The following is a 16,746-nucleotide window of genomic DNA, read 5'->3' as shown; positions in this document are numbered from 1 at the left end:
GCCGGCATGACTGACTCGGGCAGGACGAACCCCGCGCGCGGGCAGGGCCGCCTCGGCATTTGGCTGGTCGGCGCCCGCGGCTCCGTGGGCGCCACCACCGTGGTGGGGGTGCTGGCGGTCCGGGCCCGACTGGCCCCGAGCACGGGCCTGGTCTCCGAGCTTCCGGAGGTCGCGTGCGCCGGGCTCCCGGGACTGGACCGCGTGGTCCTGGGCGGGCACGACCTCGGCGACGAGTCGCTCGCCAAGCGCGCCGAGCGGCTGGCCTCCGGCGGCGTGCTGCCGGCCGGGCTGCTGCCCCTGGTCGCCGAGGAGCTCGCCGCCGTCGACGGCCGGCTCCGTCCCGGCTACCACCGCGAGACCGGCGAGCCCCAGGCCGCCGCCGTCGACCGGCTGCAACGGGACCTCGAGGAGTTCCGGGCCGAGAACGGGCTCGCCCACGTCGTGGTCGTGGACGTCGCCAGCACCGAGGCGCCGGTGCCCACCGAGGCGCTGACCGAGGGACCGCTGGTGGACGTCGAGGCCCTGGACCGGGCGCTGGCCGCCGGCGAGGCGCCGCTGCCGGCCAGCTCGGCGTACGTGCTGGCTGCCTACCGGGCCGGCTGCCCGGTCGTGTCCTTCACGCCGAGCCCCGGGCCGCGGCTGCCGGTGCTCGAGGAGGTCGCCCGCCGCCAGGGGCTTCCCTGGGCGGGGTCGGACGGCAAGACCGGCGAGACGCTGCTCAAGGCCACGCTGGCGCCGATGTTCGCCACCCGCGCCCTGCACGTGGGGTCGTGGGCCTCCTACAACATGCTCGGCGGTGGCGACGGCGCGACCCTGGCCGACCCGGAGCGGGCCGCCAGCAAGCTGGCCACCAAGGCCCGCGGCCTCGAGGCCATCCTCGGCCACCCGGTGGAGGGGCCGATGCACATCGACTACGTCGCCGACCACGGCGAGGTGAAGACGGCCGTCGACCACGTGTCGTTCGAGGGCTTCCTCGGCGCCAGGATGTCGCTGCAGTTCACCTGGACCGGCTACGACTCGGCGTTGGCCGCCCCGCTCGTCGTCGACCTGGCCCGGCTGGTGCTGCGTGCCCGCGAGGTGGGTGAGACCGGGCCGCTGCCGCTCGGCTTCTTCTTCAAGGACCCGGCCGGCTCGACCGAGCACCGGCTCTCCGCGCAGTGGGACGCCCTGGTGGCCTGGTGCGCACGGCTGGGGGAGGGCGCATGAGCCACCTCACGACCGGGCTCGTCCACCCGGCTCCTGCCGGCCCGCGGCTAGCCGACCTCGCCGAGCTGGTCCGCCTGCCCGCCGCCCTGACCGTCCCCGGGGACACCCTGGCCGGCGCGGCGGCCGCCGGCGTCCCCGGTGCCCGCTCGCTGTCGACCCCACTGGCCTCGGTGTGCCTGTACTGGGCCGGGATGGCGCTCAACGACTACGCGGACCGGGAGCTCGACCGGACCGAGCGGCCGGAGCGGCCGATCCCGTCCGGTCGGGTGCGCCCGCGCCAGGCGCTCGCCGTGGCCGGCGTCCTGAGCGCCACCGGCGTCGGGCTGGCGTCCCTGAGCGGCAGGTCGGCGGCCGCCACGGCCACGGTCCTGGCGGGGGTGGTGTGGTCCTACGACCTGGCGCTCAAGCGGGGCCCGCTCGGCCCGGCCGCGATGGCGGCCGCGCGCGGCCTCGACGTCGTCCTCGGCGCGGCCGGACAGGGAGCCCGGCCCCGGGCAGCGCTCGCCCCGGCGGCTCTGATGGCGGCGCACACGGCTGCCGTGACGGTGCTCAGCCGCGGTGAGGTGCACGGTGCCTCCCCGGCCGCCGGACGGGCGGCGCTGGCCACCACCGTCGGCACCGCCGTCGCGGCCACGACCCTCGGCGGCCGTCGCGCGCTCCCGGCGGCGCTCGCGGCGACGTACGCCGCCGGAGTGGGTCGAGGCCAGGCGGCGGCCGCCGCGTCGCCCGACGCCGGCACGGTCCGCCGGGCGACCGGTGCCGGCATCCGCGGCATGATCCCGCTCCAGGCGTCCCTGGTCGCCGGCCGTGGCGCCCCGCGGACGGCGCTCGCGCTGCTGGCCGTGGGCCCGCTGGTCCGCGCCGCGTCGAAGGTGGTCTCGCCGACATGACCACCGACCGACACCTGCGCTTCGGCTACGGCACCAACGGGATGACCAGCCACCGGCTCGAGGACGCCCTCGCCGTGCTGGCCGGGCTCGGCTACGACGGGGTGGCGCTCACCCTCGACCACCTGCACCTGGACCCCTTCGCGCCGGGCCTGCCGGCACGGACCGCGGCCGTGCGCCGCCGCCTCGAGGACCTCGGCCTGGCCGTCGTGGTGGAGACCGGGGCCCGCTACCTGCTGGACCCCCTCCGCAAGCACCACCCGACGCTGCTGCACACGGGCGGCGACGCCGACCGGCGGGTGGACTACCTGCACCGGGCGGTGGAGGTCGCCGCGGACCTGGGTGCCGAGGCGATGTCCTTCTGGTCCGGGACCCTGCCCGCGGGGGTCGACCCCGCCACCGCCCACGGCCGGCTCGCCGACGGGGTCGGGCGCGTCCTCGAGCTGGCCGACCGCCGTGACGTGGTGTGCGCCTTCGAGCCCGAGCCGGGCATGCTCGTGGACACCCTCGACGGAGTGCTGGCCCTGCGCGCCAGGCTCGGTGACCCACCACGGCTGGGCGTCACCCTGGACCTGGGCCACGTCGTCTGCAACGAGCCCCGGGACCTCCCCGACACCATCCGGCTGGCCGGCGACCTGATCGCGAACGTCCAGGTCGACGACATGGTCGAAGGGGTCCACGAGCACCTCGAGCTCGGCACCGGCGAGGTCGACTTCCCCGCCGCCCTCGGCGCGCTGCTCGAGGTCGGCTACACCGGCCTGTGCGCCCTCGAGCTGCCCCGCCAGTCCCACGCCGCGCCACGCGTCGCCGAGCGCTCGCTGGCCCACCTCCGGCAGGCGCTGGACCGGATCCCGGAGGCGGTGCGCCCGTGAGGCCGACCACGCTGGACCCCGCCGCCGAGCAGGCCCTGGCCGAGCGCTGCCGCGAGGTGGTCGCCGACCCCGCGCGGATCCGGGTCCGCTTCCCGGCCGCCGCCCGCGAGATCGCCCGGACCCCGGGCACCTCACCGGCCCCCGGCGGCGACCGGATCGAGGACCGGGTCCGGGTGCGCCTCCTCGACGCCCTCGCCCAGGGGCTCCCCGACCCGGACGCCCGCGCGGCCGAGGTACGCGACCTCTACCGCTACGGCGACGCCGACGAGCGCCGGGCGGTGCTCCTGGCCCTGCCCCGGCTCGGCCTCCACGGTCGCGTGGTCGACCTGCTCCACGACGCCCTCCGGACCAACGACCCGCGGCTCGTGGCCGCGGCGCTCGGTCCCTACGCCGCGACGTACCTCGACGACGAGGCGTGGCGCCAGGGCGTGCTCAAGTGCCTCTTCGTCGGGGTCCCGCTCCGGCTCGTCGACGGCGTGGACCAGCGCGCCGACGACGAGCTGCGTCGCATGGTCGCCGACTACGCCGACGAGCGTCGGGCCGCCGGACGACCGGTGCCCGACGACGCCCTGCCCCTGCTCACCTCTCGGGAGACCTGATGCGCATCTTCGACCCGCACATCCACATGTCGTCGCGGACCACCGACGACTACCAGGCGATGTACGACGCCGGCGTCCGCGCCGTCGTGGAACCGGCGTTCTGGCTCGGCCAGCCGCGCAGCAGCGTGGAGTCCTTCGTCGACTACTTCGACTCCCTCGTGGGCTTCGAGCGCTTCCGGGCCTCCCAGTTCCAGATCGCGCACCACTGCACGATCGCGCTCAACCCCAAGGAGGCCAACGACCCCCGGTGCGCTCCGGTGCTGGACCTGCTGCCGCGCTACCTGGCCAAGGACGGCGTGGTCGCGGTCGGCGAGGTCGGCTTCGACTCGATGACCGCGGAGGAGGAGAAGGCCTTCGCCCGCCAGCTCGAGATGGCCGTCGAGTTCGGGCTGCCCGCCCTCGTGCACACCCCGCACCGCGACAAGCTGGCCGGCACCCGGCGGACGCTGGAGCTGGTCCGGGCGGCCGGGCTGCCGATGGCGCACGCCCTGGTCGACCACCTCAACGAGGTCACCGTCGACCTGGTCGACGACGCGGGCGCCTGGCTCGGGTTCTCGATCTACCCCGACACCAAGATGGACCCCGACCGGATGGTCGCGATCCTGCAGCGCCGTGGCCTGGACCGGGTGCTGGTCAACAGCGCCGCCGACTGGGGTCGCAGCGACCCGCTCACCACGCGTCGTACCGGAGAGGCGATGCTCGCCTCCGGCTTCTCCGAGGACGACGTGGACCGGGTGCTGTGGCGCAACCCCGTCGAGTTCTTCGCCCAGAGCGGCCGGCTGCTCCTCGACGTCCCCGACGTGGACGCCGGCGCGACGTTCGCCGGCAACTCGCTGCTGCGAGGTGAGCGGGCATGAGGTTCCGGCACCCCGACGGCCAGGTCGTCCACCTGGCCTACGGCAGCAACGTCCACCCGGCCGAGTCGCTCGACGGCATCCTCGACCAGCTGCGCCGCTACGCCGGCGAGGTCCGGGCCCGCCTCGGCGTCGACCGGCTCGGGATCGGCCTGTGGCTGCCCGCGCCCACCGCGCACGAGCTCGCCACCCACCCCGGGGCGCTGGAGCGGCTCCGGGGCACCCTGGCAACCCATGGGCTCGAGGTCGTCACCCTCAACGCCTTCCCCTACCGCGGCTTCCACGCACCGGTCGTGAAGCGCGACGTCTACACCCCGGACTGGTCGAGCGACCAGCGCCTCGACTACACCCTGGACTGCGCCCGGGTGCTCGCCGCGCTGCTCCCCGACGACGCGGCCCGTGGCAGCATCTCCACGCTCCCGCTGGGGTGGCGCACTCCGTGGTTCGGCGACCGCGACAGCGCGGCCCGGGTCCGCCTCGACCGGCTGGCCGAGGGGCTGGCCAAGACCACCGCCGACTGCGGACGCCCGATCCGGGTCGGCCTCGAACCGGAGCCGGGCTGTGTCGTGGAGACCACCCGGGACGCGGTCCGACGGCTGTCCGGCCTCGACCCGGACCACGTCGGAGTGTGCCTGGACACCTGTCACCTCGCCACCGCGTTCGAGGACGGTGCGGAGGCGCTCGACCGGCTCGACGCAGCCGGCCTCTCCGTCGTCAAGGTGCAGGCCTCCGCCGCCCTGCACGCCGACGACCCCGGTGACCCGGACACCCGGGCCGCGCTGGCGGCGTACGCCGAGGACCGCTTCCTGCACCAGACCCGGGAGTGTCGCGGGCCCCGGGTGGACGGGCGCGACGACCTCTCGGACGCGCTCGCCGGCCCGCGACCGCTCCCGGCCGAGCGGGCCTGGCGGGTGCACTTCCACGTGCCGGTGCACGCCGACCCCGCGCCGCCGCTGCGCAGCACCCGGGACCACCTGGCCGACTCCCTCCGGGCACTGGTCGGCGGCGCCGAGGCCCGGGTCGACCACCTCGAGGTCGAGACCTACACGTGGGGCGTGCTCCCGCCCGGCCAGCGTCCGGACGGTGACGGCCAGCTGGTCGACGGCATCGCCGCCGAGGTGGCCTGGGTGCGCGACCGTCTGGTGGAGTGCGGGCTCGAGCCGCTGGGAGCGGCCGCATGAGCGCCGTCCGCCCGGGCCGGACGGGCGAGCCCGGCCTGCTCGTGGTCGACGTCGTCGGCATGACCCCCGACCTGCTCGCGCACATGCCGCGCGTGCGGCGCGTCGCGGAGTCCGGCTTCAGCGCCCGGCTGGGCACGGTGCTGCCGGCGGTGACCTGCAGCGTCCAGTCGACCTTCCTCACCGGCGCGCTGCCCCGCGACCACGGGATCGTCGGCAACGGCTGGTACTTCCGGGACCTCGGCGAGGTCCTGCTCTGGCGCCAGCACAACGCGCTCGTCCAGGGGGAGAAGCTCTGGGACGTCGTCCGCCGCACCCGGCCCGACCTGCGGGTCGCCAACATCTGCTGGTGGTACGCCATGGGGGCCGACGTCGACACCACGGTGACACCGCGGCCCGTCTACCACGCGGACGGCCGGAAGTCCCCCGACTGCTGGACCTGGCCGCCGGCGCTGCACGACCGGCTCACCGCGGAGCTCGGGCCGTTCCCGCTCTTCAGCTACTGGGGACCGACCGCGTCGATCGCCAGCTCCCGCTGGATCGTGGAGGCGGCCCGCCGGGTCCTGCCCGACCACGACCTGACCCTGGTCTACGTCCCGCACCTGGACTACGACCTCCAGAGGCACGGCCCGGACGCTCCGGAGGCGGCGCAGGCCGCCCGGGACGTCGACGCGGCGCTCACCCCGCTGCTCGACGATGCCGAGGCCGCCGGGGTCCGGGTCGTCCTGCTCAGCGAGTACGGCATCACCGCCGCCCGGCGGCCGGTCGACGTCAACCGGCTCCTGCGCCGCGAGGGCCTGCTCCACGTGCACCGCAACGCCACCGGCGAGCTGCTCGACCCGTGGACCTCCCGGGCGTTCGCGGTCGCCGACCACCAGGTGGCACACGTCTACGTCCGGGATCCCGGAGACCTCGACCGGGTCGCGGAGCTCCTGCGCGGCCTCGACGGGGTCGATGAGGTGCTCGACCGCGCCGGCCAGGCGGCGTACGGGCTGGACCACGAACGGGCGGGCGAGCTGGTGCTGGTGGCCGAGCCCGATGCCTGGTTCACCTACTACTACTGGCTCGACGACGACCACGCCCCGGACTTCGCGAGGGCCGTCGAGATCCACAAGAAGCCCGGCTACGACCCGGCCGAGCTGTTCCTCGACCCCGAGGACCGGTGGGTGAGGCTGCGCGCGGCGGCCACCCTGGCCCGCAAGAAGGTGGGCCTGCGCTACGCCATGTCGGTGGTCCCCCTCGACCCGTCGCCAGTGTCGGGCACGCACGGGAGGCTCCCCGACCGGCCCGAGCAGGGGCCGGTGCTCGTCTGCTCCGACCCGGTCGCCAAGCGCGACCACGTCGACGCCGTCGAGGTGCGCGACCTGCTCGCCGACCTGCTGACCGGCCCACCCGGCTGACCGACCGAGCCGCCCCCCCGTCCGCGACCCGACACCCGAAGGGACACCCCATGACACGTCCGATCACGTTGTTCACCGGCCAGTGGGCCGACCTGCCGTTCGAGGAGGTGTGCCGGCTCGCCTCGGGGTGGGGGTACGACGGGGTGGAGATCGCCTGCTGGGGTGACCACCTCGACCCGTGGCAGGCCGCGGAGGACGACGCGTACGTGAAGGCGAAGCTCGAGGTGCTGGAGCGGCACGGCCTGCAGCTGTTCGCGATCTCCAACCACCTCAAGGGTCAGGCGGTGTGCGATGACCCGATCGACGCGCGGCACCAGGGGATCCTGTCGGCACGGGTGTGGGGTGACGGGGACCCCGAGGGGGTGCGGCAGCGCGCGGCGGAGGAGATGAAGCTGACTGCCCGGTCCGCGCAGCGGCTCGGGGTCGACGTCGTGGTGGGGTTCACCGGGTCCTCGATCTGGAAGTACGTGGCGATGTTCCCGCCGGCGACCGAGGAGATGGTCGAGGCCGGCTATCGGGACTTCGCGGACCGGTGGAACCCGATCCTGGACGTGTTCGACGAGTGCGGGGTGCGGTTCGCGCACGAGGTGCACCCCTCGGAGATCGCCTACGACTACTGGACCACGGTGCGCACCCTGGAGGCGATCGGTCACCGCGAGGCGTTCGGGTTGAACTGGGACCCCAGCCACTTCGTGTGGCAGGACCTGGACCCGGTGGGGTTCCTGTGGGACTTCCGGGACCGGATCTACCACGTGGACTGCAAGGACGCGAAGCGGTTGACCGGCAACGGCCGCAACGGGCGGTTGGGCTCGCACCTGCCGTGGGCGGACCCGCGGCGCGGGTGGGACTTCGTCTCCACCGGTCACGGTGACGTGCCGTGGGAGCAGTGCTTCCGGATGCTGAACACGATCGACTACCAGGGCCCGATCTCGATCGAGTGGGAGGACGCCGGGATGGACCGGCTCGTCGGCGCCCCCGAGGCCCTGGAGTTCGTCCGCCGCCTGGCCTTCGACGCACCCGAGGCGGCCTTCGACGCCGCGTTCGCCACCAAGGACTGACCGGCCACACCGGTCGGGGAACCCACAAGGAGAGGAAACAGCATGTGCTACGGCTATGACGGAGAAGGAGCGCTGCAGCGCTCGATGGAGAAGCGGGGGATGAGCCGTCGCTCGTTGCTCCGCAACACGGTCGCCACGGCGGCCGGTGCCGCGGCGTTCGCGACGACCGGGGTGGGGGCCGCTGCGTCGGCGCACCCCGGTCGCGGGAACGCGAAGGGACGTCCGGTGCCGCCGGGCAAGATCAGCATCCAGCTCTACACGCTCCGGGCGATCATGCGGGGCGAGGGCGTCGACACCACGCTCGCGCACCTCGCGGAGACCGGCTACCCGCGTGTCGAGCTGGCCGGCTACTACGGTCGGACCGCGGCGGAGATGCGGGCCACGCTCGACGGCCTCGGCATCCGGGCCTCCTCGAGCCACGACGGCATCAGCTCCAGCGCCCAGGCCCTGGAGGCCAAGCTCGACAACGCCGAGACCATGGGACAGAAGTTCATGGTCGTGCCCTTCCTGGCCTCGAGCGACCGGGCGGCCTGGCAGGGCTGGGCGGAGCGGATGAACGTCGAGGCCGCCGCCGCGAAGCAGCGGGGGATCCGGTACGGCTACCACAACCACGCCCACGAGTTCACGACCGACCTCGGGGGTGGTGTCACCCCGTGGGACGTGCTCACCGACGAGCTCGACCCGCGGCTGGTGCACCTGGAGGTGGACCTCTACTGGGCGGTCACCGGCGGCAAGGGTCTCGGCCTGAGCGATGACGACTCCATCGACTTCGCGATCGACGTCATCCAGGACGCCCCGCAGCAGGTCCGTCAGTACCACGTGAAGGACCGGAACCCGGCCAACGGGGACCACGCCGATCTCGGCACCGGCTACATCGACTTCGCGCGGATCTTCGACGCCCACAGGGTGGAGGAGTACATCGTCGAGAACGACACCCCCGACGTGACGCCGATCCAGACGGCCGACGTGGGCTACGCCTACCTGCGGAACCTGCGCTTCTGAGTCCGCCGGGTGCGGCGCCGGGCCTCCCCTCTCCCGACGCCGCACCCGGTCACGACTCGGCAACTGTCCCCCGGCACGATGTGAAGATCGTGACCGTCTGACGCAGGATGGACGGCATGGGTGTCCCGGGTCGTCGTCTGCTGCCGCTGCGCATCGCCGTCGTGGTGCTGGTCGTGGTCGGCACCCTCTCCGCGCTCGTGGTCACCAGTGCGGTCAGCGGCGACGTGTCCCGCTGCGAGCGGTTCGCCGCCGAGTCATCGGCCCGTGAGGCCCAGGTGAGCGGCTCGGGCGAGCGGGTGGCGGTCATCGGCGACTCCTACTCGGCCGGGCTGGGCCTGGCCGACCCGACCGGGTCGTGGCCCTCGCGGCTGCCCGGGGAGGTGCACGTGTACGGCTTCTCCGGGTCGGGCTTCAGCGCCCGGGCCAGCTCGTGCGGCGCGGTGTCCTTCGCCGACCGGGCCGAGCGGGCGACCCGTGCGCTGCGCGGCGACAACGGTCTGGTCGTCGTCCAGGGTGGGCTCAACGACCACGACCAGAGCGACCGGGCCGTGCGCCTCGGCGTACGTCGCCTGCTCGAGGGTCTGGCCGGCCGTCCCGTGCTGCTCGTGGGGCCGCCACCGGCACCGGCCCGGGCCCGGGCGGCCGCGCACGTCGACGCCCTCCTCGCCGAGGAGGCCGCGCTGGCCGGCGTGCCGTACGTCGGCACCTACGAGCTGGACCTGCCCTACCTCGACGACCAGCTGCACCTGACCCCCGAGGGGCACCGGGCCTTCGGTGACGCGGTCGCGGCGGCGTTCGCCGGCTGAGCCGGGGGCGTCCTCGCCGGCGCCAGCGGCCGGCACTGTCAAAGCGCCGCAATTGCGGCCGTGTGACAGTGCGCAGGGCAGATTCACTGTCATTCGGGCGCAATTGCGGCCGTTGGGCACCTCCGCCGCACCGACACGCCATCCGCCGCGACCCACCCGGGTGCGGTGACCGACCGCACATCGGCGAAGATGTGCCCCATGTCGCGCGGTGCCCTCATTCGTCTGCTCCTCGTCCTCGGCCTCCTCGCCGGGTGCGTCGCCCTCGGTCTCAACAAGGAGCCGCGGCTCGGACTGGACCTCCGGGGCGGGGCGCAGTTCATCCTGCAGGCCGAGAGCACCGAGGACGTCGAGGCCAACGCGGAGAACGTCGACAAGGCGGTCGAGGTGCTCCGAGGCCGGGTGGACGCCCTGGGCGTCTCCGAGTCCACCCTGATCCGCCAGGGCGAGGACCGGATCCTCGTCGAGCTGCCCGGCGTCGACAACGCGGACGACGCGGAGGAGGCGCTCGGCCAGACCGCCCAGCTGACGATCCACCCCGTGATCGGGCAGGCGGCCTCGCTCGACGCCGAGACGAACAAGAAGAACAACGTGATCTACGAGGACGCCGAGACCGGCGAGATCCTCGAGCTCGGCCCGACCGCCCTGACCGGCGACAACATCAACTCCGCCGACGCGGTCCAGCCCCAGCAGGGGGTCGGCTGGGAGGTCAGCGTCGACTTCGACGGGGAGGGCTCCGACGCCTTCGGCGACCTGAGCGGTACGGCGGCCTGCGAGACCGGCGACCCGGGCCGGATCGCGATCGTCCTGGACGAGAAGATCATCTCCTCGCCCGACGTCTCGGTCCCGTGCGGCAGCCGGATCGAGAACGGCACCAACATCTCCGGCAACTTCAACGCCGAGTCGGCCCGCGACCTGGCGATCCTCATCGAGGGCGGCGCCCTGCCGCTGCCGGTGACGATCATCTCCGACCGCCTGGTCGGGCCCACCCTCGGCGCCGCCGCCATCGACGCCTCCATCGAGGCCGGCATCATCGGCCTGATCCTCACCGGCCTGTTCATCTTCGTGATCTACCGGCTCGTGGGCGGGCTCGCGACGATCGCGCTGGCGTCGTACGCGCTGCTCTCCTACGCCATGCTGCTCGCCCTGGGCTCGACGCTGACCCTGCCCGGTCTGGCCGGCTTCGTGCTCGCGATCGGCCTGGCGATCGATGCCAACGTGCTGGTCTTCGAGCGCGCCCGGGAGGAGTACGCCGAGAACCCGCGCGCCGGCATGCGACGAGCGCTGCAGACCGGGTTCAACAAGGCGTGGACGGCGATCATCGACTCCAACGTCACCACGCTGCTGGCCGCGGCGCTGCTGTTCCTGCTCGCTTCGGGCCCGGTCAAGGGCTTCGGCGTCACGCTGTCCATCGGTGTCATCGCCTCGATGATCTCCGCGCTGGTGATCGCCCGGGTGCTCACCGAGATCGGCGTCTCGACCAAGGTGGCCTCGCGCAAGCCCGGCATCACGGGACTGTCGAACATCGGCCGGGTCCGCACCTGGCTGAACCGCAAGGACCCGGACCTGATGTCGAGGCGGCGCAGCTGGCTGGGCATCTCCGGCGCGGCCATGGTGCTGGCGCTGATCGGGATCTTCGGGGTCGGGCTGAACCTCGGCGTCGAGTTCACCGGCGGCCGGACCATGGACTACTCGCTGTCCCAGGACGTCTCGATCGACGACGCCCGTGACGCCGTCGCCGGAGCCGGCTACCCCGAGGCCGTCGTCCAGACCGCCGACACCGGTGACATCACGGTGCGCACCAGCCGGATCTCCGACGCGGAGGAGCAGTCGATCCAGGACGCCCTCGGTGAGATCGGCGGGACCGTGACCAAGGAGGACGACCAGCAGATCGGCGCCAGCCTGGGCACCGAGCTGCGCAACAAGGCACTGATCGCGTTCGGGATCGCGCTCGCGGTGCAGATGCTCTACCTCGCGGTGCGGTTCAAGTGGACCTTCGGTGTCGCGGCGGTGATCGCGATGTTCCACGACGTGATCATCGTGACCGGTGTCTTCGCCTGGTTGGGCAAGCCGATCGACGGCGTCTTCCTGGCCGCCGCGCTGACGATCATCGGTCTGTCCGTCAACGACACCGTGGTCGTCTTCGACCGCATCCGAGAACGCTGGACCGGCACCAGCACCGGCACGTTCCCCGAGGTGGCGAACCGCGCCTCGATCGAGACGATGCCGCGCACGGTCAACACCGGCCTCGGCGCGATGTTCATCCTCGCCGCGCTCGCCGTGCTCGGCGGCGACTCGCTGCGGGACTTCGCGATCGCACTGTTGATCGGTCTCGCCATCGGCACCTACTCCTCGGTGTTCACCGCCACGCCGCTGCTCACCTACTTCCAGGAGCGGGCGCCGTTCTCGCGGGAGAGGCGGGAGCGCAAGGAGCGCGACCCGGAGGACTCCGGCGCCGTCGTCTGATCCCCCTGTCCCGAGCGGGTTCGAGGGCTCAGGTGGCTGCCCCGGCCACCAGGTGTGCACGCGACCCGGGCGGGAGGGGTGGGTGCTTGTAGGGTTCTGCGGTGCCCGAAGCCGATCCGCCCGCCGAGGAGACCCGGCGCGTGCGCGAGGTGCTCGCCGAGGCGGTCTCCGCCCTCGGCGGCCAGGAGCGCCCCGGACAGGTGCAGATGGCCGAGGCGGTCGCCGACGCCCTGCGCGAGCGGCAGCACCTGCTCGTCCAGGCCGGCACCGGCACCGGCAAGTCGCTGGCCTACCTGGTCCCGAGCCTCCTGCACGGGGACCGCGTGGTCATCGCCACCGCGACCCTCGCCCTGCAGCACCAGCTGGTCGAGCGCGACCTGCCCCGGCTGGTGGAGGCGGTCGGCGGTCACGACGACGTCGACCCGTCGTACGCCGTCCTCAAGGGCCGCTCCAACTACGCGTGCCTGCACCGGATCCGGGAGGGCGTGCCCGACGACCAGGGCACCCTGGTCGACGTCCCGGCCGGCTCGCTGGGGGCCGAGGTGCTGGCGATGCGCGAGTGGGCCGAGGGCGAGGCGACGTCGCGGGGCACCGGTGAGCGCGACAACGCCCCCCGGCACACCGACCGGGTCTGGCGGCAGGTGTCGGTGTCGGCACGCGAGTGCCTCGGCAAGGCCCGGTGCCCGTTCGGCGAGGAGTGCTTCGCCGAGCTCGCGAAGGACCGCGCGGCCGACTCCCAGCTGGTGGTGACCAACCACTCCCTGCTGGCCATCGACGCCGTCGAGGGGATCCCGATGATCCCCGACTACGACGTCGTCGTGGTCGACGAGGCCCATGAGGTGGTCTCCCGGATCACCCAGGCGGCGACCGACGAGCTGAGCGCCAGCGAGGTGGAGCGGGCCGCCCGCCGGGCCCAGCGGCACGTCGACGGCGACGAGGCCAACGACCTGGACGACGCGGCCGGGGCGCTGGGCGACGCGCTCTCGGCACTCGCCCCGGGCCGGCTCGACTCCCTGCCCGGCGACCTCGGCGACGCGCTCGTCCTGGTCCGTGACGCGGCCCGGGCCTGTGTGGGCGCCATGCCGAAGGACAAGGACGCCGACGCGGACGCAGGACGGGCGCAGGCCAAGGCGATGGTGCAGGAGGTGTTCGACCACGCCGACCGGATGGCCGCCGACCTGGCCACCGACGTGCTCTGGCGCAACGACCGGGACCCGGCCCGTGGCGGTCCCCAGCTGTGTGTGGCGCCGCTCCAGGTGTGGGGTCCCATGCGCGACAAGCTGCTGGCCGAGAAGACGGTGGTGTTCACCTCCGCCACCCTGATGCTCGGCGGCGACTTCACGGCGGTGGCGACCTCGGTCGGGCTGAAGCCGACCGAGCGGGTGACGGCGCCGGAGGTGCCGGGCCCCGACCTGCCGGCCTCGGACCGGGGTCCGGGAGGCACCGACGGGGGCGACCGGGCCGACGGGGGCGACGGGGGCCAGGACCCGCAGCCGTGGCGGGGCCTGGACGTCGGCTCCCCGTTCGACTACGGCAAGCAGGCCATCCTGTACCTCGCCCGGCACCTGCCCCCACCGGGCCGGGACGGCCTCGGGTCTGCCCAGCTGGACGAGATCACCGACCTGGTCGACGCCGCCCAGGGTCGCACCCTCGGCCTGTTCTCGAGCCGTCGGGCCGCGGAGACCGCCGCCGAGGAGGTACGCCGCCGGCTGCCGCACCTGACCACCCTGGCCCAGGGGGACGCCCAGCTGGCCGAGCTCGGCCGCCAGTTCGTCGAGGACCCGCACACCTGTCTCTTCGGGACCCTCAGCCTCTGGCAGGGCCTCGACGTGCCGGGGGAGACCTGCCAGCTGGTGATCATCGACCGGATCCCGTTCCCCCGGCCCGACGACCCGTTGATGTCGGCCCGCCAACGCGCGGTCGACCAGGCCGGGGGCAACGGGTTCATGCAGGTCGCGGCCACCCATGCGGCGCTGCTGCTGGCCCAGGGCTCGGGTCGCCTGATCCGCACCACCGAGGACCGCGGCGTGGTCGCGGTGCTCGACCCGCGCCTGGCGACCGCCCGGTACGGCGGCTTCCTGAAGGCCAGCCTGCCCCCGATGTGGGCCACGCAGGACGCACAGGTGGTGCGCCAGGCGTTGACCCGCCTCGCCACCCCCAACGCCCCCTGACCCGTCGCTTGTGTAGGCCTCCAGACCGCCGACCTGTCGCTTGTGTCACCGAGCGCCCGACACAAGCGACGGGTCGAGGTGTCTCAACCCGACACAAGCGACGGGTCGGCGTCTCAGCGGGCTCGGACCCGGTTGGACTTCGGTGACCAGGGTCCGGCGCCGACCGCGTTCACCGCACGCACCCGGAACACGTACCGGCCCGGCGCCAGCTTCACGACCTTCTTGCGGCGGTCCGGGTCGACGGTGACGGTCTTCCGCCCCACGACGTCCCCGCTGGAGTCCACCCTCAACGCCCGGAGCTTGTACCGCGTGCGCGTCGAGCCACCGGACTCCAGGGGAGCCCGCCACCGGGCCTTCGCGGTCACCTTCCCGCCGGGGGAGCCAGCCACCGCGTCGCGGATCCGGGCCGCACCCGGCCGGGTGGCCGGGGTGCGCACCGAGATCGCCCGCTCGGGGCCGGCGCCGACGGCGTTCACCGCGTGCACCCGCAGGGCGTAGTCGGTGCCCGGTGCCAGGCCGGTGAAGGTGTGCTCCCGTGCGTCCGCGGCGAGCGAGACCGTCGTACCTCCGAACGTGAGGAGGTAGCCGGTGACGGCGGAGCCGCCGTTGCTGGTCGGAGGTCGCCACGTGGCGGTGACCGACGTCGGCGTGGCCGATCCGGTCAGGGAGTTGAGTTGGGTCGGTGCAGCCGCGACGGCGCAGGACGCATCGACGTCGAGCGAGTACCCGCCGATGCTGCCGTAGTCGGAGTAGCCCGTGCTCCGAGGATTGCCGGCACCGACGCCGTCGATCTCGAGGGTGTAGCTGCCGGCCGGCAGGTTGCTCGAGGTGACCTGCGCGTCGAGCCCGACCGCCTCGAAGTCGTTGGCGCCCCGGCCCGACGGCGGATCGTTGCTGCTCACCAAGGATCCGTCCGCGCTCCGCAATGTCAGCCGGATGTCGAGGTTCGGGCCGCGGGGAGCGGGGGAGGCAGTGGCGGTGAACGGGCCGGCGCAGCCCTGGGTGACCGCGAACGTGTCGGTGTCCGTGCGGCGGCCGATCACACCAGTCACCGCTCGTGAGAGAGGGGCTCCCGTGGGCACGGTGTGGTCGTCCTGCCGGTAGGCGATGCCAGACTTCGCCATCACGGCCAGGTCGTCCTGGAGGTTGTCCGGATCGACGTACTCACCCTTGCTGAACTGGGTGAGCGCGCCGTACGCCGCACCCATGACCGGGCTCCAGATGCCGTGTCCGACGTAGTAGGCGGACCCGCTGTTCTGCCCGTCGTGGTTCAGAGCGAGCGTGTGCCCGACCTCGTGCGTGATCGTCTCCGCGATCTGGATGGGGTCGTTGTCCACCTCGTCGGAGAAGGCCCACGCCGGCTGGAAGTACCCCGTCGACGACACCTTGTCGAACACGTCGACGTAGGCGACGCCGAGGCAGCCGCCGCCACACCAGTTCACGGGCGTGACCAGGGCGCGCACCCCGAAGACCTGGTCCCCGCTGCTGTCGCGGGTGAGCCCGGCCCGGCCCGGGTCCTGGGTGGTGACGTCGACGTCGTACGGCGCGAAGTCCTCACTGACCCGCAGCCACACGTCCTGGACGATGTCGCGCTCGGCATCGCTGAAGGTTGCCGATGCGTCGAGGCTGAGCCCCGGGTAGTTGCGCGCTTGCACCCCGGCCTGGTCGTTCCAGGCGGTGTCGACAACGCTGTGGCCGTCGAAGTCGAGGTAGATGGTCCGGTTCGACCCCGGGCGGCTGTGCAGGGTGAAGGTCTCGGCGTAGGGGAAAGGCGCCGCCGGTACGGCGCGGGCCGAGGTCGTCGGCCCCCCGCTCTCCGCGCCGCCCGCGGCACCCGCCTTGGCGGTGTCGCGGTAGAACAGCCGGCCGCCGCGGTCCAGCCGGGCCGCGGGGTCCCGCTCGAGCAGACGCTCGAGCCGGGTGGCGGACATCCCGTTGACCGCGGCGGCGGCGCGCAGCCGCGCGTCCGGGCCGATGCCGGGGCCGGGTGCGGGATCCGCCGACGGTCCGGCGAGGGCGGGCGTGGTGAGCGAGACGGCCAGCGCGATCCCGAGGACCAGCGGCACCAGGGGGAAGCGGCGCATGCGGTCATGATGGGGTCAGTCGCCCGTGCGTGTGGGCGGAACGGGCCGGAACCACCCGATCCGGCCACGCCGATCCGGCCACGCCGGTTCGGCGTGGTCGCCCGGGCCGCCCGGGTCCCACGGGGCGCCGGGAGGGGCCGGGGGCGGCGGACGCGCCAGCCGCAGA

At 73.6% G+C, this 16,746-nt stretch carries 13 protein-coding genes; 12 read left to right on the top strand and 1 reads right to left on the bottom strand.

Annotated features, from left to right (window positions below; genetic code table 11):
• The first annotated feature begins 6 nt into the window (after positions 1 to 6).
• The 12 genes from IE331_RS13480 to IE331_RS13425 all read left to right on the top strand — a co-directional run bounded on the left by IE331_RS13480 (position 7) and on the right by IE331_RS13425 (position 14,496).
• Positions 7 to 1,206: an inositol-3-phosphate synthase gene (locus tag IE331_RS13480; RefSeq protein WP_192143920.1), complete on the top strand. Its 1,200-nt coding sequence runs from the start codon at positions 7 to 9 to the stop codon at positions 1,204 to 1,206.
• Positions 1,203 to 2,096, top strand: coding sequence for an SCO3242 family prenyltransferase (locus tag IE331_RS13475; protein ID WP_192143919.1), 894 nt, complete (start codon positions 1,203 to 1,205; stop codon positions 2,094 to 2,096). The genes IE331_RS13480 and IE331_RS13475 overlap by 4 nt, the downstream gene beginning before the upstream one ends.
• Positions 2,093 to 2,965 carry a sugar phosphate isomerase/epimerase family protein gene (locus tag IE331_RS13470; RefSeq protein ID WP_192143918.1) on the top strand — a complete coding sequence of 291 codons (873 nt, stop codon included), beginning with the start codon at positions 2,093 to 2,095 and terminating at the stop codon, positions 2,963 to 2,965. Before IE331_RS13475 ends, IE331_RS13470 begins: the two co-directional genes overlap by 4 nt.
• Entirely contained in the window at positions 2,962 to 3,564 is a 603-nt protein-coding gene (locus tag IE331_RS13465; protein ID WP_192143917.1) for an EboA domain-containing protein, read from the top strand. The genes IE331_RS13470 and IE331_RS13465 overlap by 4 nt, the downstream gene beginning before the upstream one ends.
• A complete protein-coding gene (locus tag IE331_RS13460; RefSeq protein WP_192143916.1) occupies positions 3,564 to 4,421 on the top strand; it encodes a TatD family hydrolase in 858 nt (285 codons plus the stop codon). The genes IE331_RS13465 and IE331_RS13460 overlap by 1 nt, the downstream gene beginning before the upstream one ends.
• Complete coding sequence (eboE, locus tag IE331_RS13455) at positions 4,418 to 5,599, top strand: metabolite traffic protein EboE (RefSeq protein ID WP_192143915.1); 1,182 nt, start codon at positions 4,418 to 4,420, stop codon at positions 5,597 to 5,599. Before IE331_RS13460 ends, eboE begins: the two co-directional genes overlap by 4 nt.
• Entirely contained in the window at positions 5,596 to 6,996 is a 1,401-nt protein-coding gene (locus IE331_RS13450; protein WP_192143914.1) for an alkaline phosphatase family protein, read from the top strand. The genes eboE and IE331_RS13450 overlap by 4 nt, the downstream gene beginning before the upstream one ends.
• A gap of 50 nt (positions 6,997 to 7,046) precedes the next feature.
• Positions 7,047 to 8,054, top strand: coding sequence for a sugar phosphate isomerase/epimerase family protein (locus IE331_RS13445; RefSeq protein ID WP_192143913.1), 1,008 nt, complete (start codon positions 7,047 to 7,049; stop codon positions 8,052 to 8,054).
• Positions 8,055 to 8,096: 42 nt separating this feature from the next.
• Complete coding sequence (locus tag IE331_RS13440) at positions 8,097 to 9,056, top strand: sugar phosphate isomerase/epimerase family protein (RefSeq protein ID WP_192143912.1); 960 nt, start codon at positions 8,097 to 8,099, stop codon at positions 9,054 to 9,056.
• Between the two features lie 116 nt (positions 9,057 to 9,172).
• A complete protein-coding gene (locus IE331_RS13435) occupies positions 9,173 to 9,862 on the top strand; it encodes an SGNH/GDSL hydrolase family protein (RefSeq protein ID WP_192143911.1) in 690 nt (229 codons plus the stop codon).
• Between the two features lie 198 nt (positions 9,863 to 10,060).
• Entirely contained in the window at positions 10,061 to 12,325 is a 2,265-nt protein-coding gene (gene secD / locus IE331_RS13430) for a protein translocase subunit SecD (RefSeq protein ID WP_192143910.1), read from the top strand.
• 101 nt (positions 12,326 to 12,426) lie between these two features.
• Positions 12,427 to 14,496, top strand: a complete 2,070-nt coding sequence (locus tag IE331_RS13425) for an ATP-dependent DNA helicase (protein ID WP_318646824.1) — start codon at positions 12,427 to 12,429, stop codon at positions 14,494 to 14,496.
• 113 nt (positions 14,497 to 14,609) lie between these two features.
• Here the strand turns inward: IE331_RS13425 and IE331_RS13420 are convergent, their stop codons facing one another.
• Positions 14,610 to 16,580: a fibronectin type III domain-containing protein gene (locus IE331_RS13420; RefSeq protein ID WP_192143909.1), complete on the bottom strand. Its 1,971-nt coding sequence runs from the start codon at positions 16,578 to 16,580 to the stop codon at positions 14,610 to 14,612.
• Positions 16,581 to 16,746 lie beyond the last annotated feature (166 nt).

This window comes from Nocardioides donggukensis, assembly GCF_014842875.1.
Classification (GTDB): Bacteria; Actinomycetota; Actinomycetes; order Propionibacteriales; family Nocardioidaceae; genus Nocardioides; species Nocardioides donggukensis.
This window is presented reverse-complemented; position numbering and strand designations above follow the sequence as displayed.